General features: G+C 71.1%; 20 protein-coding genes, 2 pseudogenes and 1 riboswitch. Of the genes and pseudogenes, 13 read left to right on the forward strand and 9 right to left on the reverse strand.

The genetic code is table 11. From position 1 onward, the window contains the following. Nucleotides 1–10: 10 nt before the first annotated feature. From nuoL to recQ, 4 genes are all read left to right on the forward strand, one after another. The gene (gene nuoL, locus ACWGJ5_RS31540; protein ID WP_453313033.1) at nt 11–1,957 is read left to right on the forward strand and encodes an NADH-quinone oxidoreductase subunit L; all 1,947 of its coding nucleotides are present in this window, start codon (nt 11–13) and stop codon (nt 1,955–1,957) included. Nucleotides 1,958–1,962: 5 nt separating this feature from the next. Continuing rightward, on the forward strand, nt 1,963–3,534 hold the full coding sequence (locus ACWGJ5_RS31545) for an NADH-quinone oxidoreductase subunit M (RefSeq protein WP_453313034.1): 1,572 nt from the start codon (nt 1,963–1,965) through the stop codon (nt 3,532–3,534). Continuing rightward, a complete protein-coding gene (gene nuoN, locus ACWGJ5_RS31550) occupies nt 3,531–5,180 on the forward strand; it encodes an NADH-quinone oxidoreductase subunit NuoN (protein WP_453313035.1) in 1,650 nt (549 codons plus the stop codon). Before ACWGJ5_RS31545 ends, nuoN begins: the two co-directional genes overlap by 4 nt. 268 nt (nt 5,181–5,448) lie before the next feature. Then, nucleotides 5,449–7,437, forward strand: coding sequence for a DNA helicase RecQ (gene recQ / locus ACWGJ5_RS31555; protein ID WP_453313036.1), 1,989 nt, complete (start codon nt 5,449–5,451; stop codon nt 7,435–7,437). 35 nt (nt 7,438–7,472) lie between these two features. Here the strand turns inward: recQ and ACWGJ5_RS31560 are convergent. The 4 genes and pseudogenes from ACWGJ5_RS31560 to fahA all read right to left on the reverse strand — a co-directional run. After that, nucleotides 7,473–8,732: pseudogene (locus ACWGJ5_RS31560) on the reverse strand (HEAT repeat domain-containing protein); the annotation flags it as partial. Next, a pseudogene (locus ACWGJ5_RS31565) lies at nt 8,730–9,097 on the reverse strand (GntR family transcriptional regulator); the annotation flags it as partial. The pseudogenes ACWGJ5_RS31565 and ACWGJ5_RS31560, both read right to left, overlap by 3 nt. Before the next feature lie 161 nt (nt 9,098–9,258). After that, nucleotides 9,259–10,197 carry a M56 family metallopeptidase gene (locus ACWGJ5_RS31570; RefSeq protein WP_453313037.1) on the reverse strand — a complete coding sequence of 313 codons (939 nt, stop codon included), beginning with the start codon at nt 10,195–10,197 and terminating at the stop codon, nt 9,259–9,261. Nucleotides 10,198–10,554: 357 nt separating this feature from the next. Next, nucleotides 10,555–11,772: a fumarylacetoacetase gene (gene fahA / locus ACWGJ5_RS31575; protein WP_453313038.1), complete on the reverse strand. Its 1,218-nt coding sequence runs from the start codon at nt 11,770–11,772 to the stop codon at nt 10,555–10,557. Between the two features lie 305 nt (nt 11,773–12,077). Here fahA and ACWGJ5_RS31580 point away from each other — a divergent pair, with 305 nt between their 5' ends. The 3 genes from ACWGJ5_RS31580 to ACWGJ5_RS31590 all read left to right on the forward strand — a co-directional run bounded on the left by ACWGJ5_RS31580 (nt 12,078) and on the right by ACWGJ5_RS31590 (nt 15,514). Beyond that, the gene (locus ACWGJ5_RS31580) at nt 12,078–13,322 is read left to right on the forward strand and encodes a carboxylate--amine ligase (RefSeq protein WP_453313056.1); all 1,245 of its coding nucleotides are present in this window, start codon (nt 12,078–12,080) and stop codon (nt 13,320–13,322) included. Between the two features lie 49 nt (nt 13,323–13,371). Then, complete coding sequence (locus ACWGJ5_RS31585; RefSeq protein ID WP_453313039.1) at nt 13,372–14,574, forward strand: FAD-dependent oxidoreductase; 1,203 nt, start codon at nt 13,372–13,374, stop codon at nt 14,572–14,574. Nucleotides 14,575–14,701: 127 nt separating this feature from the next. After that, nucleotides 14,702–15,514 carry an HAD family hydrolase gene (locus ACWGJ5_RS31590; RefSeq protein WP_453313040.1) on the forward strand — a complete coding sequence of 271 codons (813 nt, stop codon included), beginning with the start codon at nt 14,702–14,704 and terminating at the stop codon, nt 15,512–15,514. A gap of 180 nt (nt 15,515–15,694) precedes the next feature. On the opposite strand, the gene ACWGJ5_RS31595 is transcribed toward ACWGJ5_RS31590, so the two are convergent. Next, nucleotides 15,695–16,186: a transglycosylase SLT domain-containing protein gene (locus ACWGJ5_RS31595; RefSeq protein ID WP_453313041.1), complete on the reverse strand. Its 492-nt coding sequence runs from the start codon at nt 16,184–16,186 to the stop codon at nt 15,695–15,697. 4 nt (nt 16,187–16,190) lie between these two features. Next, a riboswitch (cyclic di-AMP (ydaO/yuaA leader) is annotated at nt 16,191–16,373 on the reverse strand. A gap of 566 nt (nt 16,374–16,939) precedes the next feature. Between ACWGJ5_RS31595 and ACWGJ5_RS31600 the strand changes: the two genes are divergently transcribed. The 4 genes from ACWGJ5_RS31600 to ACWGJ5_RS31615 all read left to right on the forward strand — a co-directional run bounded on the left by ACWGJ5_RS31600 (nt 16,940) and on the right by ACWGJ5_RS31615 (nt 21,465). Beyond that, nucleotides 16,940–17,950, forward strand: coding sequence for a polyprenyl synthetase family protein (locus tag ACWGJ5_RS31600; RefSeq protein ID WP_453313042.1), 1,011 nt, complete (start codon nt 16,940–16,942; stop codon nt 17,948–17,950). 311 nt (nt 17,951–18,261) lie between these two features. After that, entirely contained in the window at nt 18,262–19,476 is a 1,215-nt protein-coding gene (locus ACWGJ5_RS31605; RefSeq protein WP_453313043.1) for a LolA family protein, read from the forward strand. Between the two features lie 71 nt (nt 19,477–19,547). After that, the gene (locus tag ACWGJ5_RS31610) at nt 19,548–20,579 is read left to right on the forward strand and encodes an ATP-binding cassette domain-containing protein (RefSeq protein WP_453313044.1); all 1,032 of its coding nucleotides are present in this window, start codon (nt 19,548–19,550) and stop codon (nt 20,577–20,579) included. After that, nucleotides 20,566–21,465 (forward strand): ABC transporter permease, encoded by a 900-nt coding sequence (locus ACWGJ5_RS31615; RefSeq protein WP_453313045.1) that lies wholly within the window; start codon nt 20,566–20,568, stop codon nt 21,463–21,465. Before ACWGJ5_RS31610 ends, ACWGJ5_RS31615 begins: the two co-directional genes overlap by 14 nt. 2 nt (nt 21,466–21,467) lie before the next feature. Here ACWGJ5_RS31615 and ACWGJ5_RS31620 read toward each other — a convergent pair whose 3' ends face one another. Beyond that, entirely contained in the window at nt 21,468–22,061 is a 594-nt protein-coding gene (locus tag ACWGJ5_RS31620; protein WP_453313046.1) for a flavodoxin family protein, read from the reverse strand. A 195-nt stretch (nt 22,062–22,256) separates the two neighbouring features. Between ACWGJ5_RS31620 and ACWGJ5_RS31625 the strand changes: the two genes are divergently transcribed. Further along, the gene (locus ACWGJ5_RS31625) at nt 22,257–23,363 is read left to right on the forward strand and encodes a hypothetical protein (RefSeq protein WP_453313047.1); all 1,107 of its coding nucleotides are present in this window, start codon (nt 22,257–22,259) and stop codon (nt 23,361–23,363) included. A 12-nt stretch (nt 23,364–23,375) separates the two neighbouring features. Here the strand turns inward: ACWGJ5_RS31625 and ACWGJ5_RS31630 are convergent, their stop codons facing one another. From ACWGJ5_RS31630 to ACWGJ5_RS31640, 3 genes are all read right to left on the reverse strand, one after another. After that, on the reverse strand, nt 23,376–23,855 hold the full coding sequence (locus tag ACWGJ5_RS31630; RefSeq protein WP_453313048.1) for a VOC family protein: 480 nt from the start codon (nt 23,853–23,855) through the stop codon (nt 23,376–23,378). Nucleotides 23,856–23,972: 117 nt separating this feature from the next. Next, nucleotides 23,973–24,923, reverse strand: coding sequence for an EamA family transporter RarD (rarD, locus tag ACWGJ5_RS31635; protein ID WP_453313049.1), 951 nt, complete (start codon nt 24,921–24,923; stop codon nt 23,973–23,975). A 146-nt stretch (nt 24,924–25,069) separates the two neighbouring features. Then, nucleotides 25,070–25,924: an SDR family oxidoreductase gene (locus ACWGJ5_RS31640; protein WP_453313050.1), complete on the reverse strand. Its 855-nt coding sequence runs from the start codon at nt 25,922–25,924 to the stop codon at nt 25,070–25,072. Between the two features lie 137 nt (nt 25,925–26,061). Between ACWGJ5_RS31640 and ACWGJ5_RS31645 the strand changes: the two genes are divergently transcribed. Beyond that, complete coding sequence (locus tag ACWGJ5_RS31645) at nt 26,062–26,430, forward strand: winged helix-turn-helix transcriptional regulator (RefSeq protein WP_453313057.1); 369 nt, start codon at nt 26,062–26,064, stop codon at nt 26,428–26,430. The last annotated feature ends 112 nt before the right edge of the window (nt 26,431–26,542 follow it).

Raw genomic sequence — 26,542 nt, forward strand, 5'->3', positions numbered from 1 at the left:
CGGAAGAATCGTGGAGAACCTGATCGCGCTGCTCATCGCGGCGCCCCTGCTCGGAGCGGCCGTCCTCCTGGTCGGCGGCCGGCGCCTGGACCGCGTCGGCCACTGGATCGGCACGCTGCTCTCGTTCGTCTCCTTCGTCATCGGCCTGGCACTCTTCGCCGATCTGCTCGGCAAGGGCGCCGAACACCGCACCATGACGCAGCACTTGTGGACGTGGATCTCGGTGGGCAGCTTCCATGCGGACGTCACCTTCCGCCTGGACCAGCTCTCGATGACGTTCGTCCTGCTCATCACCGGCGTCGGCTCGCTGATCCACCTGTACTCGGTCGGGTACATGGAGCACGACGAGCGGCGCCGCCGCTTCTTCGGCTACCTGAACCTGTTCCTCGCGGCGATGCTGCTGCTCGTCCTCGCCGACAACTACCTGCTGCTGTACGTCGGCTGGGAAGGCGTCGGCCTCGCCTCCTACCTGCTGATCGGCTTCTGGCAGCACAAGCCCAGCGCCGCGACGGCCGCGAAGAAGGCCTTCCTGGTCAACCGCGTCGGCGACATGGGTCTGTCGATTGCGATCATGCTGATGTTCGCCACCTTCGGCACCTTCGCCTTCGGCCCGGTCCTCAGCCACGCCGGCGACACCTCCCAGGGAAAGCTCACCGCGATCGGCCTGATGCTGCTCCTCGCCGCCTGCGGCAAGTCCGCCCAGGTGCCGCTGCAGTCCTGGCTCGGCGACGCCATGGAGGGCCCGACTCCGGTCTCGGCCCTGATCCACGCGGCGACGATGGTGACCGCGGGCGTTTACCTCATCGTCCGCTCGGGAGCCATCTTCAACGCCGCCCCCGACGCCCAGCTGGCCGTCACCGTGGTCGGCGCGGTCACGCTCCTCTTCGGTGCGATCGTCGGTTGCGCCAAGGACGACATCAAGAAGGCACTGGCCGGCTCGACCATGTCGCAGATCGGCTACATGGTGCTCGCCGCGGGCCTCGGCCCCATCGGATACGTCTTCGCGATCATGCACCTGGTGACGCACGGCTTCTTCAAGGCCGGACTGTTCCTCGGCGCCGGCTCCGTCATGCACGGCATGAACGACGAGGTCGACATGCGCCGCTACGGCGGCCTGCGGAAGTACATGCCGATCACGTTCATCACCTTCGGTCTCGGCTACCTGGCGATCATCGGCTTCCCGTTCCTGTCCGGCTTCTACTCCAAGGACAAGATCATCGAGGCGGCCTTTGCCAAGGGCGGCACCGAGGGCTGGATCCTCGGCGGCGTGGCCCTGCTGGGCGCGGCCATCACCGCCTTCTACATGACGCGCGTGATGCTGATGACGTTCTTCGGAGAAGAACGCTGGCGCAACGCCCCCACCTCGTCCCCGGCCGAACCGAGCGTGGAGCCCGCCGCCGAGACGCGCGGCGAACACGCGGAGCCGCACCCGCACGAGTCGCCCAAGGTCATGACGATCCCCATGATCGTGCTGGCTGTGGGATCGGTGGCCTGCGGCTTCTTCTTCAACCTCGGCGACCGCTTTCTGCACTGGCTCGAGCCGGTCACCGGGCACAGTGAGGGCCACTCCCCGGTCAGCACCTGGACGGTCACCGGCGCGACCCTGGTCTGCCTCGTCATCGGCGTCGGCATCGCCTGGGCCCAGTACGGCCGCAAGCCCGTCCCCGCCGTGGCCCCGCGCGGCTCGCTGCTCACCCGCGCAGCCCGCCGCGACCTGCTCCAGGACGACTTCAACCATGTGGTCCTGGTGCGCGGCGGCGAGCACCTGACGCGCTCCCTGGTCTACCTCGACCACACCCTGGTCGACGGCGTCGTCAATGGCACCGCGGCCGGCTTCGGCGGCCTGTCCGGACGGCTCCGCCGGGTCCAGAACGGCTTCGCCCGCTCCTATGCGGTCTCGATGTTCGGCGGTGCGGCACTCCTGGTCGCCGCGACCCTGCTGATGAGGGCGGTCTGATACCGATGTCCTTTCCTCTGCTGACAGCGACGGCGGCGCTCCCGGCCGTAGGGGCCGTCGCCACGGCCGCCGTACCGGCCGCCCGGCGTACCGCCGCCAAGTGGCTGGCGGTGCTCGTCTCGCTCGCCACGCTCGCCCTGGCGATCACCGTCCTGGTCCGTTTCGACCCGGGCGGCGCCCGCTACCAGCTCACCGAGTCCCACGCCTGGATCAAGAACTTCGGGGTGAGATACGAGCTGGGGGTCGACGGCATCGCGGTGGCGCTCATCGCCCTCACCGCTGTACTGATCCCGTTCATCATCCTCGCGGGCTGGCACGACGCCGATCCACTGGAGACCGGAAGCCGACGCTGGCGGCCGACTCAGGGCTTCTTCGCGCTGATCCTCGCCGTCGAGGCGATGGTGCTCATCTCCTTCGAGTCCACCGACGTCTTCCTGTTCTACATCTTCTTCGAAGCCATGCTCATCCCGATGTACTTCCTCATCGGCGGCTTCGGGGACCGCGCCCACGCACAGGGCGAGGAGGCGGCCGCGACGCAGCGGTCGTACGCGGCGGTGAAGTTCCTGCTCTACAACCTGGTCGGCGGCCTGATCATGTTGGCCGCGGTGATCGGCCTCTACGTAGTGGCCGGAAACTTCAGCCTGCAGGAGATCGCGCAGGCCCGCGCGAACGGCTCGCTGCACATGGCGACCAGCACCGAACGCTGGCTGTTCCTGGGCTTCTTCTTCGCGTTCGCGGTGAAGGCGCCGCTGTGGCCGCTGCACACCTGGCTACCCAATGCCATGCAGGAGTCCACCGCCCCGGTGGCCGTCCTCATCACCGCGGTCGTCGACAAGGTCGGCACCTTCGCGATGCTCCGCTTCTGCCTCCAGTTGTTCCCCCAGGCCAGCAAGTGGGCCACGCCCGTCATCCTCGTCCTGGCCCTGATCAGCATCGTCTACGGCGCACTGCTCGCCGTCGGCCAGCGGGACATCAAGCGCCTGGTCGCCTACGCGTCGATCTCGCACTTCGGCTTCATCATCATGGGCATCTTCGCGATGACCAGCCAGGGCCAGTCCGGTGCGACGCTCTACATGGTCAACCACGGCATCTCCACGGCCGCGTGGATGCTGGTCGCGGGCTTCCTGATCTCCCGGCGCGGCTCGCGGCTCATCGCCGACTACGGAGGCGTGCAGAAGGTCGCCCCGGTGCTCGCCGGCACCTTCCTGATCGGCGGCCTCGCCACCCTCTCGCTCCCCGGACTCGCCCCGTTCGTCAGCGAGTTCCTCGTCCTGGTCGGCACGTTCACGCGCTACCCGGCGATCGGCATCATCGCCACCTTCGGCATCGTCCTCGCCGCGCTCTACGCCCTCGTCCTGTACCAGCGGACGATGACGGGCCCGGTGAAGCCCGAGGTCTCGGCGATGCCCGACCTGCGCGCGCGGGAACTCGTCGTCATCGCCCCGCTGATCGTGCTGCTGATCTTCCTGGGCGTCTATCCGAAGCCCGTCACGGACATCGTCAACCCAGCGGTCAAGCAGACCATGTCCGACGTACACAAGACCGACCCCAAGCCCTCGGTGGAGGCTGCCAAGTGAGCACAACAGCCGTCCACAGCCTGTGGACAACCGCGGCCGACCCGATCGCGAAGATCCCGGCACCGAAGATCGAATACGGACAGTTGTCGCCGACGCTGATCGTCGTCGGTGCGGCACTGATCGGCGTGCTGATCGAGGCGTTCCTTCCGCGCAAGTCCCGCTACTACGCGCAGGTGTTCGTGTCCGTCGTAGCCCTCTGCGCCGCCTTCGCCGCGGTGGTCGCGCTGGCGGCCGACGGCTACGGCACCACCAAGGCGCACATCGCGGCCATGGGGGCGATCGCGGTCGACGGCCCGGCCCTGTTCTTGCAGGGCACGATCCTGCTGGCCGGTCTCGTCGGCCTCTTCACCTTCGCCGAGCGGCGCCTCGACCCGGCCGCGCACGGCAACCGCGTCGATTCCTTCGCCGCGCAGGCTGCCTCCGTACCGGGCAGCGACAGCGAGAAGGCGGCGGTGAAGGCGGGATTCACCACCACGGAGGCCTTCCCGCTCCTCCTCTTCGCGATCGCCGGCATGCTGGTGTTCCCCTCGGCCAACGACCTGCTGACCCTGTTCGTGGCCCTGGAGGTCTTCTCCCTGCCGCTGTACCTGCTGTGCGCGCTGGCCCGCCGCAAGCGGCTGATGTCGCAGGAAGCAGCGGTCAAGTACTTCCTGCTCGGCGCGTTCGCCTCGGCGTTCACGCTGTTCGGCATCGCCCTGCTGTACGGCTACGCGGGCTCGGTGTCGTACGCGCGTATCGCCCAGGTCGTCGACGGCACGGTCACCAATGTCGACCCGGCGCTCGCCAACACCATGGGCAACGACGCACTGCTGCTCCTCGGCAGCGCCCTGATCGTGATGGGCCTGCTGTTCAAGGTGGGCGCGGTGCCGTTCCACATGTGGACGCCGGACGTCTACCAGGGTGCGCCGACGCCCGTGACCGGCTTCATGGCGGCGGCGACGAAGGTGGCCGCGTTCGGCGCGCTGCTGCGCCTTCTCTACGTCGTCCTGCCCGGGATGCGCTGGGACTGGCGGCCGGTCATGTGGGCGGTGGCGATCATCACCATGCTCGGCGGCGCGATCATCGCGATCACGCAGACCGACATCAAGCGGCTGCTGGCGTACTCGTCCATCGCGCACGCCGGATTCATCCTCGCGGGTGTCATCGCCACGTCGAAGGACGGCGTCTCGTCCGTCCTCTTCTACCTGGCGGGCTACTCGTTCGTGACCATCGGCGCCTTCGCGGTGGTCACGCTGGTGCGCGACGCGGGCGGCGAGGCGACCCACCTGTCCAAGTGGGCGGGACTCGGCCGCCGCTCCCCGCTGGTGGCGGCGGTCTTCGCGGTGTTCCTGCTTGCCTTCGCCGGCATCCCGCTGACCTCCGGCTTCGCCGGGAAGTTCGCCGTGTTCAAGGCGGCGGCGGACGGCGGCGCGGCCCCGTTGGTCGTGGTCGGTGTGATCTCCTCGGCGATCGCCGCGTTCTTCTACATCCGCGTGATCGTCCTGATGTTCTTCAGCGAGCCGAGGCCGGAGGGCCCGACCGTGGCCGTCCCGTCCCCGCTGACCATGGCCGCGATCGCCGTGGGCGTGGCGGTGACGCTGGTGCTCGGTGTGGCGCCGCAGTACTTCCTGGACCTGGCGAGCCAGGCCGGGGTGTTCGTGCGCTGACGTCCATCTCGTAGGACGCCGCTGCCTGGCACCCTCGTTCAGGAGGGTGCCAGGCAGCGGCGCGTTTCCGGGCTTGCTTCCGCGGTCACGGGTGACCGAGGCCTCGCAGAGACAAGGCTCGCGTATAGCTGGCTGCCTCACGTCAGCGGGCGATTACGCAGAAGAACGGACCCAGCCTGTGGATAACTCCGAGGCTGTCGGTCCGGACCCCTATCGTGGAGGCAGCGGTCGAGGAACGACACACGGGGGACCGACGGGGGACAGGACAATGGGTGCGACGGGCGGGATCAGCGAGATGCCACAGGTGACCGAGGGGCCGGGCGCGGCCGACAGCGAGGCGCTGGCCACGCTGCACCGGGTCTTCGGGTACGACGCCTTCCGGGGCGAACAGGACGCGATCATCGAGCACGTGGTGGCGGGCGGCGACGCTCTCGTCCTCATGCCCACCGGCGGCGGAAAGTCGCTCTGCTACCAGATCCCGGCCCTGGTCAGACCCGGTACGGGCGTGGTGATCTCGCCGCTGATCGCGCTCATGCAGGACCAGGTGGACGCCCTGCGTGCCCTCGGTGTGCGCGCCGGCTTCATCAACTCCACGCAGGACTTCGACGAGCGGCGCGTGGTCGAGGCCGAGTTCCTGGCCGGCGAGCTGGACCTGCTGTACCTGGCCCCGGAACGGCTGCGCCTGGAGGGCACGCTCGACCTGCTCTCGCGCGGCAAGATCTCCGTCTTCGCGATCGACGAGGCGCACTGCGTGTCCCAGTGGGGGCATGACTTCCGCCCGGACTACCTCACCTTGTCCCTCCTCGGCGAGCGCTGGCCGGATGTCCCGCGCATCGCCCTCACGGCCACGGCGACCCGAGCCACCCACGAGGAGATCACCCAGCGGCTGAACCTGCCGGCAGCACGCCACTTCGTCGCCAGCTTCGACCGGCCCAACATCCAGTACCGGATCGTGCCCAAGGCCGACCCCAGGAAACAGCTGCTCGCCTTCCTGCGCGAGGAACACCCGGGCGACGCCGGCATCGTCTACTGCCTTTCACGCAACTCGGTGGAGCGGACGGCGGAGTTCCTGACGGCCAACGGCATCGATGCGGTGCCGTACCACGCGGGCCTGGACGCGGGCATGCGCGCCGCCCACCAGTCACGCTTCCTGCGCGAGGACGGTCTGGTCGTGGTGGCGACCATCGCCTTCGGCATGGGCATCGACAAGCCGGACGTACGGTTCGTCGCCCACCTGGACCTGCCCAAGTCGATCGAGGGCTACTACCAGGAGACCGGCCGCGCGGGCCGCGACGGACTGCCGTCCACGGCCTGGATGGCGTACGGCCTGAACGACGTCATACAGCAGCGCAAGCTGATCCAGTCTGGTGAGGGCGACGAGGCGTTCCGCCGCCGGGCCAACGCCCACCTCGACGCCATGCTCGCGCTGTGCGAGACCGCCCGGTGCCGCCGCGGCCAGCTGCTCGCCTACTTCGGTCAGGACCCCGACACGGCGGGCTGCGGCAACTGCGACACCTGTCTCACCCCGCCGGAGACCTGGGACGGCACGATCGCCGCTCAGAAGGTGCTGTCGACTGTGGTGCGGCTGCAGCGGGAGCGCGGGCAGAAGTTCGGCGCCGTGCAGATCGTCGACATCCTGCTCGGCAAGCGCACCGGCAAGGTGATCCAGTTCGACCACGACCAGCTGTCCGTCTTCGGCATCGGGCAGGACCTCACCGAGGCCGACTGGCGGGGCGCCATCCGGCAGCTGCTGGCGCAGGGTCTGCTCGCGGTCGAGGGGGAGTACGGCACGCTGGTGCTCACCGAGGCGAGCGGCTCCGTGCTGCGGAGCGAGCGGGAGGTACCGCTGCGCAAGGAGCCGAAGAAGCCGGCCACGTCCCGGTCGAGGTCGGCCGGCGCCTCCGGCGGCGACCGCAAGGCCAAGGCCGCCGCGGCCGAGCTGCCCGGCGAACTCCTGCCCGCCTTCGAGGCGCTGCGTGCCTGGCGTGCCGAGCAGGCCCGCGAGCAGGGCGTGCCGGCGTACGTCATCTTCCACGACGCCACCCTGCGGGAGATCGTCAGCCGCAGGCCTGGCTCGGTGCGTGAGCTCGGCACGGTGAGCGGCGTCGGCGAGAAGAAGCTGGCGACGTACGGGGAGGGCGTGCTGGCCGTGCTGGCCGCCCAGGACGACCCGGCCCCGACCGCAGGCGACGCGCAGGACGCCGACTGGCCGGAGCCGGACGAGGAGCCGGAGCCGGAACCGGACCACTGGATATAGCGGCCGGTCCGGAGCGACAGGCGGGAGCGTCGCCGTCACAGACCCCGAGCCGCGTACGCCCTGACGTCCGCATCCGTGTCGGCCGTGGCTGCGGCGAGGGCCACGCGGGCCTCCTCGGTGCCGCGGTGCCGGATCAGGGCGAGCACCGCCGCCTTGCGCACGTCGGCGTTGGGGTCGGCCAGCACCTTGGCCAGGGCGGCGACGGCGGTCTCGGCGCGCGCGGCCGACAGCGCGGTGGCGGCGCCGAAGCGGACCTGCCAGGCCGGGTCGGACAGCGCGGCGACGGCACGGTCGGCGAGCGGGCCAGGACAGCCGGTGCCGGCCAGCGCGGTGAACGCTGCCCCGCACACCAGGGCATCGCTGTCCTGGGTGAGCCGGTCAAGGGCGGCGGCAAGCAGCTCCCGGTCGGCTGCGGTCGGGGACGCCCAGCCGACGGCGGCCAGGGCCTTGGCCACGGTGACCCGGACCTCCCGGGAGGGATCGTTCGCGGCACGCGCCAGGGGTCCGACCGCGTCGACGGAGACCAGCGCTCGTACGGCCTCGGTACGCACGGTGATGTCGGGGTCGTCCAGCGCCGCCGCGAACACCCCGGCCTCGCCGAGCCGCAGGGCGCGCAACACGTCGAGGGCGGCGTTGCGGACCACGGGGTCAACCGAGGCGAGCGCGCCGGTGAGGGTGGTGCCCAGGGCGGGTTCGGGTGGCAGGGTCTCGACCAGCTCGCGCAGCGAGGCAGCGGCGGCCGCGCGTACCTCGGCGTCGGTATCGGACGGAGCGCCGGCCAGGGCCTGTCCGGTGCCTGGCGGCACGGTCTCGGTGAGGACCGAGACGGCCGTACGGCGGACGGCGGCATCCGGGTCGGTCAAGTAGGGCTCCACCGAGGCGAGTTCTGGTTCGGCCTCTGCCAGCTCCAGCAGTTCCAGGAGCCGGGGTGAGGCGACGCCCGGCGCGTCGGCCTGGTCGGCGGAGGCGGTGGCACGGGCGGACGTCGGTCCGGCCGCGACCGGGGCCACCTCTCGCGGTCCGGCCGTGGCCACGTGCTCCGGACTGACCTCGCCCAGTTTCCGGGAGGGACCGCCGACCGGCGCGAACTCCTCGACCGGAACCAGGTACGGAGCCACGGGGCGGGCCGTGAACTCCATGGCACCAGAGGGGGACTTGTGCAGATCGAGATGGTGGAACCAGGAGACGTCGTCGCGGCCGGGGTGGTCGAGGCGGTCGTGGTAGAGGCCCCACCGGGACTCGGTGCGGGCGAGAGAGGCGCGGGTGGCCATCTCGGCGCAGTCGCGGATGAACGTGCGGACCTCGTCGGTGACGCGACCGTATTCGCGGAGGGTTTCCGCGAGGCCCATCAGACGGTCGAGCCCGTGCGGATATTTCCGGGCGACGACCACGGTGCCGACTCCGGGCAGCCGTTCCACCAGGCCTCGGCCCTGAGGAGGGCCAGGGCCTGGCGAACGGTGTTGCGGGAGGCGCGGTAGTCGGCGGCGAGGGTGGACTCGTGGGGGAGGGGGCCGCTCCGGAAGGCGCCGGTGAGGATCTGGTGGCGCAGCAGATCGGCGAGTTGCCGGGCCCGGTCCGCGCGCAGCCGACGACGCGTGCGGTGGGCGGCGACGGTGGTCGCGGCGCCCTGACCGGCGTGCTCGCGGGGACGGTCGGTGGGTCGGTGGGTGGCATGGCTGGAACCATGCCGATGCGGTAGGGAAAGTCGTGTTGCTGGAGTGTTGCGCCAGGTGAGGATGCGTTGAATATGTCGCTGACCTGCGGGTTTTCCTCTCCGGGCGGCAAGATCTGTCACCCGGCGCACCGCCCGGGGCAATGCCGTCAGGACAGTGCCGTCAGTCCCGGCGCGAAGGTGATGAGAAGCGGCAGCAACGGCACCAGAGCGGCCACCGTCGTCGTCAAGGCCCGGTGGCGGCGCAGCAGCCGTGGCGGCGGCTCCAGCAGCCGGTCCACGCGTTCGCCGAGGAGGCGGCGGCTGGAGTCGCAGGACAGGACGCCCCGGTGCTGGTTCAGCTCGATCAGCGCGAGGGCCGTGGTGAGGTGGCCGCAGCGGCGGGACGCCGTGTCGTCGGCGGCCAGCTCGACCAGGCGGTGCGTCTGGTCGCAGAAGTGGGCGAACAGCGGCACGCGCGGGAAGCCTGTGGCGAGTGCGGTGGACAGGTGCAGCAGCCAGTCGTGGTGGGCACGCGCGTGCCCGCGCTCGTGGGTGAGGACGGCGTCCAGCTGGTGGTCGGTGAGCCGGTGCAGCGCGCCGGTGGTGACGACCAGCTGCGGGGGGTGCCCCGGCATCCACCATGCGTCCGGGTACTCGTCCTCCAGCACCAGCATCGGGCCGCGTGCCGCCGGCAGTCCGGCCGGCAGGTCGGGGGCGCGCTCTCGCAGCTGCGCGCGGGCCTGGCCACGGCTGCGGCGGGCCTCGAAGAGTTCCCGCGCCAGCATCGCCGTCGTCCAGGCGGCCCCGCAGGCCAGCAGCACGGTGAGGGTGGCGGACCACACCGGCGCCGAGGAGAGGTCGTAGGCGGCGGTGACGGAGGGCGGGGCGGGGGCGAACACGCGGTCGCGGACGGCGTGGAAGACGGCCGCCGTACCCAGGACCAGTGCGGCCAGGCAGCACAGCAGGACGGTGGCGACCAGGCACTGCCACACCCACAACGCGACCACGGGTTCCCGCTCGGGCCAGGCGGCACGGGTCAGCGCGCGCGGTGCCGGCAGGGCGGCCGTCAGGGCGACGACGCTCAGCAGGAGCAGGCAGACGGTCATGCCGGGGCTCCGGTTCCTGGTCGGAGAGTTGTGCGGGTGTCAGGTGGTGCGGGTGGTGCGAGGAGATGCGCCGAGGGCGCCTCGCGTGGTGCGTGTCCGCGCCCAGTATGACGGTGCGGGGCGGCGGGAGTCAGGTCTCGAGCAGTGATCCGTTCGACGCATTCGCTCGCCTGCTCCCGGGCATGCCCGCTTGCCCGCCCCGCAGGACGGGAAGCCCCATGCCTCCCGGTCCCGCAGGGCTTGCCGCACCGCCCCCAGGAGTCGAAGTTGCTCGCTCCGGCGGATTTGTCGGTCTCTTGCTACAAGGCGCCGGTCACCCCGACGCCCCTCGTCCGGGACCGCGCGCCGTGGCGTCGCTCAGCCCGCAACGACGCGTCCGCTGACCTCCCCCAGCCCGACCCGGCGGCCGTCCGCGCCGGGGGCCCAGGCCGTCAGGGTCACCACGTCGCCGTCCTCCAGGAAGGCCCGCTTGCCCTCCGGGAGTTCCAGGGGGTCGCGGCCGTTCCAGGTCAGCTCCAGCAGCGAGCCGCGCTGGCGCTCCTCGGGCCCGCTCACCGTGCCCGAGCCGTACAGGTCGCCGGTGCGCAGCGAGGCGCCGTTCACCGTCATGTGGGCGAGCTGCTGGGCCGCGGTCCAGTACATCGTGGAGAACGGCGGCTCGGAGACCACATGGCCGTTGATGGCGATGGAGATCCGCAGGTCGTAGCCGCCGGGCTCGATGCCCGGCGCGGAGTCGTCCAGGTAGGGCAGCAGCGGGTGCGTGCGCTCCGGAGGCGCCACGCGCGCGTGCTCCAGCGCTTCCAGCGGAGTGATCCACGCCGACACCGAGGTCGCGAAGGACTTGCCGAGGAAGGGGCCGAGGGGGACGTACTCCCAGGCCTGGATGTCCCGCGCGGACCAGTCGTTCAGCAGGCACAGCCCGAAGACGTGCTCGCGGAAGTCGCCGAGCGCGACCGACCGGCCCAGCTCGGACGGCACGCCCACGACGAAGCCGACCTCGGCCTCGATGTCCAGCCGGATCGACGGGCCGAAGACGGGCGCCGGGTCCGCGGGGGCCTTGCGCTGCCCGGACGGCCGTACGACGTCCGTGCCGGAGACGACGACAGTGCCGGAGCGGCCGTGGTAGCCGATCGGCAGGTGCTTCCAGTTGGGGGTGAGGGAGTCCTCGGCGTCCGGGCGGAAGATCCGGCCGACGTTGCGGGCATGGTTCTCCGAGGCGTAGAAGTCGACGTAGTCCGCCACCTCGAAGGGCAGGTGCAGGGTCACTTCGGACAGCGGGTGGAACAGCGGCTCGACGGCCTCGCGGTGCGCGGGGTCCGTGACCCAGGCCGTGACGGCGCGCCGTACCTCCGTCCAGGCCGGGCGGCCGGCGGCGAGCAGTGCGTCGAGGGTGGGCCGCGCGAGCAGCGCGTGGTGCGGCGAGCCGAGGGCGGCGGCCGCGGCGCCCACGTCGAGGACCTGGTCCCCGAGCCGGACTCCGACCCTCCGTTCCGCGCTGCCGGAGGGCGAGAACACGCCATAGGGAAGGTTGTGCGGGCCGAAGGGGTCGCCCTCGGGGACGTCGAAGGGGGGCATGGGGTGCTGCCTCACTCTCATCCGGGCCGTGCATGGCGCTCGTTCCATGTGGTCGCGCCACACGTTACGGCCGTGATGCCTGTCTTGGGCAGAGTCTCCTGCGGCACCCGTCACGGTGTCCGAAACGTGCGTGTCGCGCCGCCTTCGAAAGGTTGCTCGCACCCTGCCTAAAGAGTTCGCAATGTCCGAATAGACCTTGTCGGAGGGGGCAATTCCGGCTTAGCGTCCTTTGGGGGCACGGACGGGGTGGGTCCGTTCCAATGGGGGGACACGTGGGGGGACCCGTGGCCGGAGACACCGTCGGTGTGCCGTTCGAGGCGGACCGGGACGTACCAGGACTGATCGTCAAGTTCGGCGACTATCCGCTGCACCACGGCGGCGTCGGCGCGATCCGCAGCCTGGGCCGGCTCGGCGTGCCCATGTACGCCATCACCGAGGACGCCTACACGCCCGCGGCCTCCTCCCGCTATCTGAAGAAGGCCTTCGTGTGGCCGACGACCGGTGCGGAGGACCCGGGCCGGCTGGTCGAGGGCCTGCTGCGCATCGGCCGCCGCATCGGCCGCCCCGCCGTCCTCGTCCCGACCGACGAGGAGGCCGCCGTACTGATCGCCGAGCACCAGGACGAGCTGGCCGGTTCCTTTCTCTTCCCGCGCGTCGACCCCGCGCTGCCGCGCCGGCTCGCCAGCAAGCAGGGTCTGCACGAACTGTGCCTGGAGCACGGCATCGCGACCCCCGCGTCGGCGTTCCCGGAGTCCTACGAGGACGTCGTCGCCTTCGCCGACACGGCCCGCTTCCCGGTGGTGGCCAAGAACCGGGAGGCGTTCGTCCGGCGCAGCAGGCCCGCTGTCAACGGCACCACGAAGATCGCCACGCGCGCGGGGCTGCTCTCCCTCGCCCGTGACTGGGGCGAGGAACCCGGCGTGATCCTCCAGGAGTACCTGCCGCGCGAGGAGGCCGAGGACTGGATCGTGCACGCCTGCTTCGACCAGGACGCAAGCCCCCTCGCGCTGTTCACCGGCGTCAAGGTCCGTTCGTGGCCGCCGCACGCCGGCATGACGGCGAACGCCTACGTCGTCGACAACCCGGAACTCACCGACCTCGCCGCACGTTTCATCAAACAGATCGGCTACAGCGGCATCATCGACCTCGACCTGCGCTTCGACCGGCGCGACGGACAGTACAAGCTCCTCGACTTCAACCCGCGCATGGGCGCCCAGTTCCGGCTGTTCGAGAACGAGTCGGGCGTGGACGTCGTACGCGCCATGCACCTGAACCTGACCGGCCGCCCCGTTCCGGAGGGGGAACAGCGCGCCGGCCACCGGTACATCGTGGAGAACATCGACCTGCCCGCCCTTCTCGCCTACCGCCGCAGCGGCTATACGACGCCGCACGCGCCGGCGAAGGCGAGCGGGACGGAGCTGGCCTGGCTCGCGGGTGACGACCCGCTGCCCTTCCTCACGATGCTCGCCCGCTTCGTGCGCCCGGGCACGAAGCACCTCTATCAGCTGTGGCGGACCAACCGCCGCGGCAGCGGCACCTCCACGAAGTAGGCAAAGCCACACAAAGAGTGGCGTGCACCATGTCCTGGGGAGGGACTTCGTGACTCGACCGGTTGCAGTCATCGGGGCCGGGCCGTTCGGCCTGTCCACCGCCGCCCATCTGCGGGCGCGCGGCATCCCCGTCCGCGTCTTCGGCGACCCCATGGTCAGCTGGCGCGACCACATGCCCGAGGGCATGCTCCTGAAGTCCACGCCCGCCGCCTCGAACCTCGACTGCCCGCAGCCCGGCCACACCCTCGCCGACTACTGCGACGCGGCCGGTATCCGCCGCCTGGTGGCCGACGAGGACATCATCCCGGTGGAGACGTTCACCGCCTACGGCGAGTGGTTCCAGCAGAAACTGGTCCCCGAACTGGAGCAGGTGCGGGTCGTCTCCGCGGACCGTGACAAGAGCGGCGGCTTCGAGCTGAAGCTGGACTCGGGGGAGACGTTCACCGCGCGCGCGGTCGTCGTCGCCACCGGCCTGTCGGGGCTCGCGCACCTGCCGGCGGAGCTCGCGGGAGCGGCGGCCGACGGACCGGCGCCCACCGGCCCGGTCTCGCACAGCTCCCAGCACCACGACCTGAGCCGTTTCGCCGGCAAGGAGCTCATCGTGGTCGGCGCCGGCCAGTCCGCGCTGGAGACGGCGGCGCTCGCCGCCGAGGCGGGGGCACGCGTGCGTGTCGTCGCGCGCGGCCGCGGCCGGGTCGCGTTCGGCGCGCCGCCCTGGCAGCAGCCCAAGCTGCGCCCCGAGTCGCCGTTCGGCCGCGCCTGGTCGCTGTGGGCGTTCAGCTACTACCCGCACCCCTACCGCTATCTGCCCGAGGGCACCCGCCACTTCCTGGTCCGCCGGGTCCTCGGACCGCTCGGCGCCTGGTGGCTGCGCGAGCGCTTCGAGAGCGCCGTACAGGTGCAGGACGTGGCGCGGGTGGTGAGCGCGGAGGCACCGGACGGCAGCCCCGTCCTGACCGTCCGCACCCACGGCGGGCACCCCGAGCGGCTCACCGCCGACCACGTCATCGCCGCCACCGGCTACCGCGTCGACATCGCGGCCATGGATTTCCTCGGCCACGAGCTGCGCACCCGGCTCGCGGTGAGCCGCGGCACGCCGAAGCTCGGCCCGGGCTTCGTCTCGTCCGTTCCCGGCCTGTACTTCACCGGTCTGCCGGCGGCGTCGTCGTACGGCCCGGTGATGCGCTTCGTCTGCGGCACGGAGTTCGCCTCACCGCGGCTGACGAAACACCTGGCGTCGGCCCATGGCTGAAGCCGCCGACTGGGCCGATCCGCCTCATCAACGAGGAGCCGGGAGGCACTACTTGGGGTGGACTGGTACGTAAGTGCGCAGGGCGACAAGGTGAGTCGGCGGGGCCCGGTATCCGTATTCTCTGATCATGGCAGCCACCCCCGTGTACGCACTGATCGCCACCGACCTGGACGGAACGCTGCTGCGCGGCGACGACACGGTCTCCGACCGGTCGCTCGCCGCGCTCGCGCGGGTGGCGCGGGCCGGTGCCCGGCACCTGGTGGTGACGGGCCGCCCGGCCCCGCGGGTACGGCCGCTACTGGCAAACCTCGGCTGCACAGGACTCGCGGTGTGCGGGCAGGGCGCACAGGTCTACGACGCCGGGACCGGCCGCCTGCTGTGGTCGGTCCGGCTGGACCGGGAGCTGGCCGAGACCGCGCTCGGCAAGATCGAGGCCGAGGTGGGGCAGGTGTACGCGGCCGTCGACCAGGACGGGGTCGACGGGCTCACGCTCATCGAGCCCGGGTACCGGATGCCGCACCCGACCCTGCCCGCGGTCCGGGTCGGCCGGCGCGACGACCTGTGGTGCGCGCCGATCAGCAAGGTGCTGCTTCGCCACGCCAGCCTGTCCGACGACGAGTTGGCAGCCACCGCGCGCGCGGTGGTGGGCTCGCTGGCCACGGTCACCATGTCCGGGCCGGGGACCGTGGAGCTCCAGCCGTCCGGGGTGACCAAGGCGACCGGTCTCGCGCTGGCCGCCGAGCGGCTCGGGATCGCGGCGGAGGAGGCGCTGGCGTTCGGCGACATGCCCAACGACATCCCGATGTTCGACTGGGCCGGACACGGGGCCGCCATGGCCAACGCGCATCCCGAACTCAAGACGGCGGCCGATGAGATCACCCTGTCGAACGAGGACGACGGTGTCGCCGTCGTCCTCGAAAGACTGTTCCCGACCGACTGACCGGAACATCAGTACAGGACCGTCCCCGGTACCGGCCCTCCTTGTACACGACCGTCCCCGGGCGGGGTCCTCCCAGGCGTACGGCCGTCCCCGGAATGAGCGACGGCCGCCCGGCGGGTGCCCCTCCGTCAGGTGTGGGCACGCGCCGGACGGCCGATGCCGTGCCGGTCAGCGGGACTGTCAGTACGCGCTGAACACGTTGTCGATCGACCCGTACCGGGCGGCGGCGTAGTTGCAGGCCGCGGTGATGTTGGCGACCGGGTCGTAGGGGTCGAAGGAGGTGCCGGCCACGTGGTACGTGTTGAAGGTCGGGTCGATCACCTGGAGCAGGCCCTTGGAGGGGATGCCCGCGGCGGCGTTGGAGTCCCAGAGGTTGATGGCCTTGGGGTTGCCGGAGGACTCCCGCATGATGTTGCGGTAAATGCCGTTGTAGGTGCCCGGGATGCCCTTCTGGGCCATGATCGCAAGGGACTCGCGGATCCAGCCGTCGAGGTTGTTCGGGTACCCGGCGAGGGTGGTGGAGGCCGCCTTGGTGGTCGTGCCGGTGGCCGCGGAGGCGCTGGTGGCGCCGACGAGCGACACGGCGAGGACGGCGGCACCGGTGCCGGCGACGGCGAGGGCGCGGGCGAGGCGGGTGGTGCGGGTGCGGCGGTGCTGAGCGGCAGTGGGCATGGGGAAGTCCTCTCCGGCGCCTGCGAGGTGAGCTGTCGGGTTCGGGCGGGGAGGTGCCCGGCCGTGCCTTCGTGAGAAGGCATGGCTTCACCCCTAGCCGTCGCGGCGCGGCGTGTGCCGTCCGGTCCGGCGGACTTACCTGGGTCCCCCGCTCCTGCCGTACGAATGAGTTCGTCGATGGGTTACGCGGGCGGCGGCAGGATTCGGCGTCCGCCCGACGGCCCGGAACGTATGCGAGAGCACATGTCGGGAACAAGTGCCTGAGTCACACAACGCCCTATTTGACCTTGGTGTGTGCCGTTTGGGATACTTGATCCTTTGCGTTTGCCAACCCTCAACTCGCGGACGGGGCAAGGTGGGAGGTGGTCTGGCGGTTCCGTGGCGCCGGAGGTCGTGCGTGACCCAACTCACGAAATAACAAAGTATTCCAAATCCGACATGGGGGATTCGGTGTGCGTCGGGCGGGTGGCAGTGGAACCCGTGACGCGGCGCCTGTCGTTGTCCGGGGCGTAGGCATTACTCCGCTCGCCCCGTCGGCTCGCGACAAACCGCATGGATTCCTGTTAAGTCGAAAATGTCCGCTCTTATCACTTGATCAAAAACATACCGGTCGTGATCCGATACCGCCCAGGCTGGACCGGTGGGCGCTATCGGTGATCGAAACGGGACCGGATACGCTGACTTGAGTGATGGCAACGACCTATCGACAAACCGTGTAATCGCCAGCAGACACCAGCAGACAGGAGACCCCTCGTGACCGTCGTCGGGCCGTTCGGGCTGAGCGTGCGGGACCAGGCTCTGGAAGCCGATGTCCAGGCCGGATTGGCGGCTGTCGAGGAAGGCTTGCTCGAGGCCACCAAGAGCGAGGTCCCGTTCATCACGGAGGCCGCGCAGCACCTCGTACGGGCCGGCGGGAAGCGGTTCCGGCCGCTGCTCGTGATGCTCGCGGCCCAGTTCGGTGACCCCTACGCGCCGGGCATCGTGCCCTCGGCAGTGGTCGTGGAGCTGACCCACCTGGCCACGCTGTACCACGACGACGTCATGGACGAGGCGGCCGTGCGGCGCGGCGTGGACAGCGCCAACACCCGATGGGGCAACTCCGTCGCGGTCCTCACCGGCGACTTCCTCTTCGCCCGCGCCTCCCAGATCCTCGCCGACCTCGGCCCCGAGGCGGTCCGGGTGCAGGCCCTCGCCTTCGAGCGGCTGGTCACCGGCCAGATCCTCGAGACCGCCGGCCCCTCCGACGGCCGCGACCCGGTCGAGCACTACCTGGACGTGCTCGGCGGCAAGACGGGCTCGCTGGTGGCGGTCTCCTGCCGGTTCGGCGCGATGATGTCCGGTGCCGACGAGACGGTCGTGGACGTGCTCACCCAGTACGGCGAGCGGCTCGGGGTGGCCTTCCAGCTCGCCGACGACGTCCTGGACATCGCCTCCGACTCCCGCGAGTCCGGCAAGACCCCGGGCACCGACCTGCGCGAGGGCATCCCGACCCTGCCCGTGCTCCGGCTGCGCGAGCGCGCCGCCCGCCTCGGACTGCCCGAGGACATCGCGCTGTGCGAGCTGCTCGACTCCGACCTCAGTGACGACGCCCGGCACGCCGAGGCGCTGGCCGCGCTGCGCGCCCACCCCGCGTTGGAGCAGGCCCGCCGGGACACCGTCCGGTACGCGGAGGAGGCCCGCGCCGCGCTGGTGCCGCTGCGGGAGTGCGACGCCAAGGCCGCGCTGATGGAACTGTGCGACGCGGTGGTGCACCGCGCCGGCTGACCCGGCCACGAGGCCCCGCCTCCGGCTGTGCGGCTCACCGGGTTTCGGCTGTACGCCACGGCACGCCTTCGGCGACCTCGTATGGGGCCCTCCGTTCCGGTGAGACCCCTACGGGTTGGTGGAGTCGCGGCCCCTGCGTGTCATACCGCAGGCGTACGCGGAGTTGGCTCCGAGGTCTGACGCTTCCTCATGGCTGATTTGGTGAGATGGAAGCCACGGAAATCACCACTCCTCACCGATTCGGGTGAGAATGGCGGCTCTGGTGGACCAGCGTGAGAACAGCCGCCGCCGACGACGGAGGTAAGGCACACATGGCACCGTACGAATCCGACGACGCAGTGGATGCCGCGCGAGTGGACGCCGCGCGGGACGAGGAGCGGCCCGCCGCACGGCGCAAGGCTGCCCGTTACGCGGTCCCGGTCGCGGTGGTGGGGGTCGCGGCGGCCACGATCGGTCTGGTCCCGGCGCTCGCCGCCTCCGGCGACCCCGACCTGCCCAGGATCACGGCGCAGCAGCTCATCGAGAAGATCGCCAAGTCGGACGTGCAGCACATGTCCGGCACCGTGCGGATCGACACCGACCTCGGCCTGCCCGACCTCGGCGGCCTGGCGAACAACCTGTCCTCCGCCGCCGGCAAGGGCTCCGGCGACGGCTCCTCCGCGGACCCGCAGTCCCAGCTCACCTCGCTGGTCTCCGGCACGCACACGCTGCGCGTCGCCGCCGACGGCCCCGAGAAGCAGAAGCTGTCGCTGCTGGAGAGCGGCTCCGAGTACAGCCTCATCCACAACGGCGAGAACGTGTGGGGCTACGACAGCAAGACCAACGACGTGTACCACGGCACCTCGGCCGACTCCGGCAAGGAGCACAGGGCCGAGCCCCCGGCCACGCCGAAGGACTTCGCCGACCAGGCGCTGAAGTCGGTGGACGGCACCACGTCCGTCACCGTCGACGGCACCGAGCGGGTCGCCGGCCGCGACGCCTACAAGCTGCTGATCAAGCCCAGGCAGTCCGGCACCACGGTCGGCGCCGTCAGCATCGCCGTCGACGCGAAGACGGGTACGCCGCTGAAGTTCACCCTGACGCCGAAGAGCGGCGGCGCCGCCGTCCTCGACGTGGGCTTCACCCAGGTCTCCTTCGCCAAGCCGGCCGCCTCCACCTTCGACTTCACCCCGCCCAAGGGGGCGAAGGTGACGGAGGAGAAGAAGGACTCCGCGGCTCGCAAGCACGCGCCGGAGCCCGGCGGGGACCTCGCCAAGGGCATGAACGGCGCCGAGGTCCTCGGCAAGGGCTGGACGTCCATCGCCACCTTCGACACCGGCGCCAAGGGCGGTCTGCCGACCGGCTCCCGGGGCGGTGACCTCGGCGGCTTCCTCGGCTCGCTCGGCGACAAGGTCTCCGGCAAGTTCGGCAAGGGGACGGTCTTCTCGACCCGCCTGGTCAACGCCCTGATCACCGAGGACGGCAAGGTGTACGCCGGCGCGGTGACCAAGGACGCCCTGGTGAAGGCGGCGAACGCGGGAAAGTGACCCCTTCCGGGCACTACGGACCGTGATCGCACGTTCACCCTTCACGGGAGGCGCGAATCGAGGGGGAGCCGATGGACGGACCGTCCGCCACGGAGCGGGAGGAGGGGGACGCGGGGAACCGTGTCCCGGGGCAGACGGCGGATACGGGGAAGCCTGCCCCGGGGCCGGCCGAGGCGAGCGTCATCGCCACCCGCGGCCTCACCAAGCGCTACCGCGGCGGACAGCTCGCCGTCGACGGCCTCGACCTGACCGTCCCGGCGGGCAGCGTCTTCGGCTTCCTCGGTCCGAACGGCTCGGGCAAGACCACCACCATCCGCATGCTGATGGGCCTGATCGAGCCCACGGCGGGCACGGTCCGCGTGCTGGGCCGCCCGATACCCCGGGCGGCCCGTGCCGTCCTCCCGCAGGTCGGCGCGCTCATCGAGGGCCCCGCGCTGTACGGCTTCCTCTCCGGCCGGGACAACCTGCTCCGCTACGACGCCGCCGACCCGACCGCCGACCCCCGTACCCGGCACGCCCGCGTCGCCGCGGCCCTGGACCGGGTGGGCCTCGCGGCCGCCGCCGGCAAGAAGGCCAAGGCGTACTCGCTGGGCATGAGACAGCGCCTCGGTCTGGCCGCCGCGCTGCTCCAGCCGCGCCGGCTGCTCGTCCTGGACGAGCCCACCAACGGCCTCGATCCGCAGGGCATGCGCGAGATCCGCACCCTGATCCGTGAGCTGGCCGCCGACGGCACGACCGTCTTCCTCTCCTCCCACCTCCTCGACGAGATCGAGCAGGTCTGCACCCACGCGGCGGTCATGGCGCGGGGCCGGCTGGTCACCCAGGGCGCGGTGGCCGACCTGGCGGCCGGGGTGCGGGGACGGCTCGTGGTGACCACCCCGGATCCGGCCGAGGCGGCCCGGGTGCTGAAGGAGCAGGGTGTCGGGGACGTCACCGCCGACGGCGACCGGGTCACCGGCGAACCGCCCGCGCGGGACCTCGCCGAGGTGAACGCGGCCCTGGTCGCGGCGGGGGTCAGGGTCCGGGGGTTCACGGTCGAACGGGCCTCGCTGGAGGACGCGTTCGTGGCGCTGACGGGGGAGGGTTTCGATGTCGCGGGCTGAGACGGTCCCCGTGTCCGAGGCGGTCGCCGCATCAGCCGCCCGCCGGCCGAGCCCTCTGTGGTCGCTCGGGCTGCTGCGCAGCGAACTCCTCACGACCCTCCGCCGCTGGCGCACGCTCGCCCTGCTCGGGGTGCTGGCCGTCGTGCCGGTGCTGGTCGGGATCGCCGTGAAGATCCAGACGCGGGGCGGCCGGACGGTGGACCACAGCGGCCAGGGCCCGGCGTTCATGACGCAGATCACCAACAACGGCCTGTTCCTGGTGTTCACGGCACTGGCCGCGACCCTGCCGTTCTTCCTGCCGATGGCCGTCGGGGTCGTCGCGGGCGACGCGATAGCGGGCGAGGCGGACGCGGGCACCCTGCGCTATCTGCTGGTCGCCCCGGCCGGCCGCACCCGGCTGCTGCTCACCAAGTACACGACGGTGATGGCCTTCTGCCTGCTGGCCACACTGATCGTGGCCGGCTCGGCGCTGGTCGTGGGCGCGCTGCTCTTCCCGCTGGGCGACCTCACGACCATATCCGGCACCCGGATCAGCTTCGCCGAGGGCCTCGGCCGGGCCCTGCTGATCGCCCTGGTGGTCGCCGCCTCACTGGTCGGTATGGCGGCGCTCGGCCTGTTCGTGTCGACGCTCACGAACAGCGGCATCGCGGCGATGGCGACCACGGTCGGCATACTCATCACCGTCCAGATCCTGGACCAGATACCCCAGTTGCACGCGCTGCGGCCGTACCTGTTCTCGCACTACTGGCTGTCCTTCGCCGACCTGGTCCGCGACCCCGTCTACTGGGACGACCTGGTGAAGAACCTCGACCTCCAAGCGCTGTACGCGGCCGTGTTCGGCTCGGCGGCCTGGGCGCGGTTCACGACGAAGGACATCAGCGCGTAGGGCTACCCGGCGGACGGCTCGTACGGGAAGCGCGCGAGGGGCGCGTCCTGGGAGAAGAACGTCTTCGCGCGTGCCAGCGCGTCGGTGTCCTTCAGTACGTCACCCGGGGCGCTGCCGTTGCCCAGCAGCACGCCGCCGAAGCGCATCCCCATGTAGGCGGCCGAGTTGTTGAGCGTGCCGACGTAGGGCTCGGCGACCGACTGTTCGGCGTGGGCGAGCGCGGCGATGCCCCAGAGTGTGCGCCCGGCCAGGGTCGCCTTGAAGTCGACGCCCGGGATGCGCAGCCAGCCCGACCAGTGGTCCAGGTAGCGCTTGGTGAGGCCGGACACCGAGTACCAGTACAGCGGCGAGGCGATGACGATGTCCGTGGCCGCGAGGGTGGCGTCAAGCAGCAGACCGGCGGCGCTGTCCGCCGTCGGTCGTACATGCTCGCTGTCGTGCCGCAGGTCCGCGAAGTCGGGCAGCGGATGCTCGGCGAGGCGGATCCAGCGCTGTTCGACATCGCCGGGCAGCTGCTCGGCCGCCGCACGGGCCAGCAGTTCGGTGTTGCCCTCGGCGCGGGCGCTGCCCAGGACGAAGAGAAATCGACGGCTCATGGGTCCCCCGGGGGCGTGCTGACGTACGACGGATAAAGACACGTGCATTTTATGCACACGCAAGCAATCTGCGCCAGGGCGCGGCTGGTGCGAGGCTGTGACGCTGCGGTGACGCGGAAACCGCAGGGAGCCGACACACTGGTCGGCAGGACGCGTACGACCGGATCGCAGCGCCGGGGGAGTGAGGGAAAACCGATGTCTCGAGTCAGCTTCGAGAAGAAGCGGGCGCAGCAGCCCGTGGCGCATCCGACGGTGGTGCCGGTCCGGGTGTTCGGCGCGGGAGGCGCGTCGGTCGGCGGGACGTCGGTGGTGGCGGCGCCGGGCGAGGAGATCCAGCAGGCCGTCCTCAACCACCTCCAGCGGCTGGCCATCAGCGTCGGCACCCCCATACACGCCACGATCCACGACGACCGCGCAGGCTGCGTGGTTCCCCTGGAGGTCTCGGCGGACGGCTCCAGCCGGGTCACGGGGCGGGCGGTACGGGTGCCCGCGTCGACGAAGCCGGGTGCGGCGGGCGTGGCTTCGCCGGCGCGGCCGACCGCGGCGGGCACGGCCTCACAGATGGCCGCGTCTTCACAGGTGACCGTGCCTTCGCCGGAGGGGCTGCGGAATGTGCCCCCGGTGAAGCAGCCGGCGCCCGTGCCGGCCGCAATCGTGCAGGCGCCGACGGGGCAGTTCGGCCCCGCGCCGGTCATGTCGGTCACGAAGGCCCCCGCGCCCCTGGTCGAGGTCTCCGAGCCCGAGCCCGCCCCCACCCCGACTCCCACTCCCGCCCGAGGCTTCGACGCCGTCGCCGAGGAGGTGCTCGCGGACGTGCCCGTCACCGAGACCGCGGAGGGGGCCGAGCTGCTCACCGGGCCGATGACGCGGATCAACGATGCGGTGCGCTCCGGCCGTATCGGGGCGGCGGCGCAACTCGCCGACCGCACGGTCATCGAGGCGACCAGCATGCTGGGCCCCCGCCATGCCGAGGTGCTGCACCTGCGCGAACTGTCCGCCTACATCGCCTACTTGGCAGGCGACCCGATCGGTGCCTGCCGGCAGTCCCTGGACCTCGCCCGGCTGCGCCGGCAGGCGCGGGACGCGGAGGCCGCCTACGGCAACGTGCAGAGCGCGGCGACCGCGTGGCGTGCGGTGCGCGATCCCGAGGAGGGCCTGCGGCTGGGCCGCGACCTGATCGAACTGTGGGCCGGCCTCGCCACCGAGCCGGGTCCCGCCGCCGACGACCCGCGCCCGCTGGAGTCCGCCCGCGCCCGCATGGTCCGCCTGACCGACCGAGCGGCCCGCGCCGCACAGCCGTAACCCGCGACAGCCCTACTGCACGCAGAACTCATTGCCCTCCGGGTCCGCCATCACCACCCACGTGCCCGAGGGTTCCCCCACCTCGTTCAGCACCCGCGCGCCCAGCGCCCGGAGCCGTGCCACCTCGTCGGCGCGCCGGCCCGCACCGGCGTGCAGGTCGAGGTGGAGCCGATTCTTGACGGCCTTCGGCTCCGGCACGCGCTGGAACAGCAGCCGCCGCCCGAGCCCGGTGCCGGTCTCCGGGTCGTACGGGTCGTCGGGGTGCCGTACGGCGATCAGGTCACGGAAGGCGGGGCGGCCGTGGTACTCGACCGTGGCCTCGGCGGGCAGCGCGCCCAGGGACAGCAGCCGTTCGACCAGTGTGCTGTTGTCCTCGGCCGTGTAGTGCAGCGCAGCGGCCCAGAAGTCGGCCTGGGCGTGCGGGTCGGCCGCGTCGATGACGAGCTTCCAGTGCAGCGGGACGGGGACCTCGGCGGGTGGTTGAGTCGACATGCTCACCACTTATAGCGGCGAGCACTGACATCGGCGGGAGCACTGACATCGGCGGCGAGCACCGACATCAGCGGCGTCCGCCGGATCACATGCCCACCGGTTCAAAGACCCGCCGGTTCAGGCTTCCACGGGTGCGGTGTCGGGCGTCTCCACGCGCGGCGGGCCGAGAGGTTCCCTCGGCCTGCGCGCGGCGCGCAGCGCGTCGCCCGTGAGCAGCATCAGCGCCAGCCAGACCAGCGCGAACCCGGCCCAGCGCTCGGGCGGCATGGCCTCGTGGAAGTAGAGGATGCCGAGCAGGAACTGGAAGACGGGCGCCAGGTACTGCAGCAGGCCCAGCGTGGACAGGGGCACGCGGATCGCCGCCGCGCCGAAGCAGACCAGGGGCAGTGCGGTGACCAGGCCGGTGGAGGCGAGCAGGGCGGCGTGCCCGGTCCCGTCGTTCAGGAAGCTGGCCCTGCCGTGCGCGCCGAGCCACAGCAGGTAGCCGAGCGCGGGCAGGAACTGGAGCGCGGTCTCGGCGGCCAGCGACTCCAGGCCGCCGAGGGCGACCTTCTTCTTGACCAGGCCGTAGGTGGCGAAGGAGAACGCGAGGACGAGCGAGATCCACGGCGGCCGGCCGTAGCCGACGGTCAGGACGACGACGGCGGCTAGGCCGGTGGCCACCGCCGCCCATTGCGTGGGACGCAGCCGCTCCTTCAGCAGCAGTACGCCCATCGCGATGGTCACCAGCGGGTTGATGAAGTACCCGAGGGAGGCCTCGACCACATGGCCGGAGTTCACGGACCAGATGTAGACGCCCCAGTTGACGGTGATGACGGCGGCGGCGACGGCGATGAGCCCGAGCCGGCGGGGCTGGCGCAGCAACTGTCCGGCCCACGCCCAGCGCCGTACGAAGAGCAGGGCGACGGCGACGACGACCAGGGACCACACCATGCGGTGGGCGAGGATCTCGACCGCCCCGGCGGGCTTCAGCAGGGGCCAGAACAGGGGCACCAGGCCCCACATGCCGTAGGCGGCGAAGCCGTTCAGCAGGCCTATCCGGTGCTCACCCTTGGACTTCCCGGCCACGGGCCCCTCCCTCTCGCATCAGGTCACGCGGGAACGAAGGTAGCGCCGAGCACCCCCGACTGTCATGGCCGTATCGCCATACGGTCATGACAGTCCGAGGGGTGTCGGATGGCGAGGGGTGTCCGCCGACGAGGGGGCCGGACGGCTCAGCCCTTGAGCGCGGCGCCGACCGCCCCCGCCAGCGGGGTGGTGGCACGGCCGATCAGCCGCGACAGGTCCCTGGAGGACACCACCAGCTCGCCCTTCTCGACCGAGGCGTCCACGCCGGCCAGGATCGCGGCCAGCGGCCCGGGCAGCCCGGCGCCGGTCAGGATGCCGGCGAAGGCCTCGACGGAGACCGGGGTGTAGGCGATCTCCTTGCCGGTCTGCCGGCTCAGCTCGGCCGCGTACTCGGCGAAGCTCCACGCCTCGTCGCCGCCCAGCTCGTACGTCTTGTTCTCGTGGCCCTCGCCGGTCAGCACCGCGACCGCGGCGGCGGCGTAGTCGGCGCGGGCGGCCGAGGAGACCCGGCCGTCGCCGGCGGCCTGGACGACCGCGCCGTGCTCCAGCACCGGGGCCAGGTTCTCGGTGTAGTTCTCGTGGTACCAGCCGTTGCGCAGCAGGGTGTACGGCAGGCCGGCGGCGAGCAGCACCTCCTCCGTCGCGCGGTGGTCGTCCGCGAGCGCGGCCGTCAGGCTGCCCGGTGCGCTGGTGTAGGCGAGCAGCGCCACCCCGGCGGCCTTCGCGGCGTCGATGACGACCTGGTGCTGCCGCACCCTGCCCTTGTCGAACTCGTTGCCGGAGATCAGCAGGACCTTGTCACCCGCAGAGAACAGGCCGTCGAAGGTCTCGGGCGCGTTGTAGTCCGCGACGGCGAGCTTCACCCCGCGGGCCGCGAAGTCGGCGGCCTTCGCCTCGTCGCGCACGACGGTGGTGATCTCCTCCGCGGGAACCTTCTCCAGCAGTTGCTCCACGACGTGCCGGCCGAGGTGTCCGGTGGCTCCGGTGACGACGATGCTCATGGTTCGGATCTCCTTGTGGGATGCCGTGTGTCTCGTATGGCACTCACCCTAGGAGCGGCGCTAACCATGCGAAAGTACCCACTTTGAAGTAAGGTACTGTCGTGTCGGTAAGTCAGTGGAAGGGCGACGGTGAGGCCATGTGCCCCCACCGCCTGGTCCTGGAGCACGTCACCAGCCGCTGGGGGGTGCTGGTGCTGATCCAGCTCCTCGACCGCTCGTATCGCTTCAGTGAACTGCGCCGGGCGATCGGCAGCCTCGGCGGGCGTGGCGTCAGCGAGAAGATGCTCACGCAGACCCTCCAGACCCTGGAGCGCGACGGTCTCGTCCACCGGGACGCCAAGCCCGTCATCCCGCCGCGCGTCGACTACTCGCTGACCGGGCTGGGCCGCGAGGCGGCGGAGCAGGTGAGCGCGCTGGCCCGGTGGACCGAGCGGCGCATGGACGACGTGCTCGGCGCTCGCCGGGCATACGACGAGGCCCGGGACGTCCGGTCCCGGGCCTCATAGCCAAGCCGAAGGCGTTTTCAGCCGATGACGGTCCAGGTGTCGCTGCCGGCGAGGAGGGTGGCGAGGTCGCCTTTGCCCTTTTGTTCGATGGCGGTGTCGAGTTGGTCGGCCA

This window comes from Streptomyces sp. NPDC054783 (genome assembly GCF_053611725.1).

Bases quoted from the DNA above. Each gene is read 5' to 3' on its own strand.
- ACWGJ5_RS31545 (WP_453313034.1), top strand. From the start codon at position 1,963: ATGTCCTTTCCTCTGCTGACAGCGACGGCGGCGCTCCCGGCCGTAGGG.
- recQ (WP_453313036.1), top strand. From the start codon at position 5,449: ATGGGTGCGACGGGCGGGATCAGCGAGATGCCACAGGTGACCGAGGGG.
- ACWGJ5_RS31570 (WP_453313037.1), bottom strand. From the start codon at position 10,197: ATGACCGTCTGCCTGCTCCTGCTGAGCGTCGTCGCCCTGACGGCCGCC.
- fahA (WP_453313038.1), bottom strand. From the start codon at position 11,772: ATGCCCCCCTTCGACGTCCCCGAGGGCGACCCCTTCGGCCCGCACAAC.
- ACWGJ5_RS31590 (WP_453313040.1), top strand. From the start codon at position 14,702: ATGGCAGCCACCCCCGTGTACGCACTGATCGCCACCGACCTGGACGGA.
- ACWGJ5_RS31595 (WP_453313041.1), bottom strand. From the start codon at position 16,186: ATGCCCACTGCCGCTCAGCACCGCCGCACCCGCACCACCCGCCTCGCC.
- ACWGJ5_RS31605 (WP_453313043.1), top strand. From the start codon at position 18,262: ATGGCACCGTACGAATCCGACGACGCAGTGGATGCCGCGCGAGTGGAC.
- ACWGJ5_RS31610 (WP_453313044.1), top strand. From the start codon at position 19,548: ATGGACGGACCGTCCGCCACGGAGCGGGAGGAGGGGGACGCGGGGAAC.
- ACWGJ5_RS31615 (WP_453313045.1), top strand. From the start codon at position 20,566: ATGTCGCGGGCTGAGACGGTCCCCGTGTCCGAGGCGGTCGCCGCATCA.
- ACWGJ5_RS31620 (WP_453313046.1), bottom strand. From the start codon at position 22,061: ATGAGCCGTCGATTTCTCTTCGTCCTGGGCAGCGCCCGCGCCGAGGGC.
- ACWGJ5_RS31625 (WP_453313047.1), top strand. From the start codon at position 22,257: ATGTCTCGAGTCAGCTTCGAGAAGAAGCGGGCGCAGCAGCCCGTGGCG.
- ACWGJ5_RS31630 (WP_453313048.1), bottom strand. From the start codon at position 23,855: ATGTCGACTCAACCACCCGCCGAGGTCCCCGTCCCGCTGCACTGGAAG.
- ACWGJ5_RS31640 (WP_453313050.1), bottom strand. From the start codon at position 25,924: ATGAGCATCGTCGTCACCGGAGCCACCGGACACCTCGGCCGGCACGTC.
- ACWGJ5_RS31645 (WP_453313057.1), top strand. From the start codon at position 26,062: ATGTGCCCCCACCGCCTGGTCCTGGAGCACGTCACCAGCCGCTGGGGG.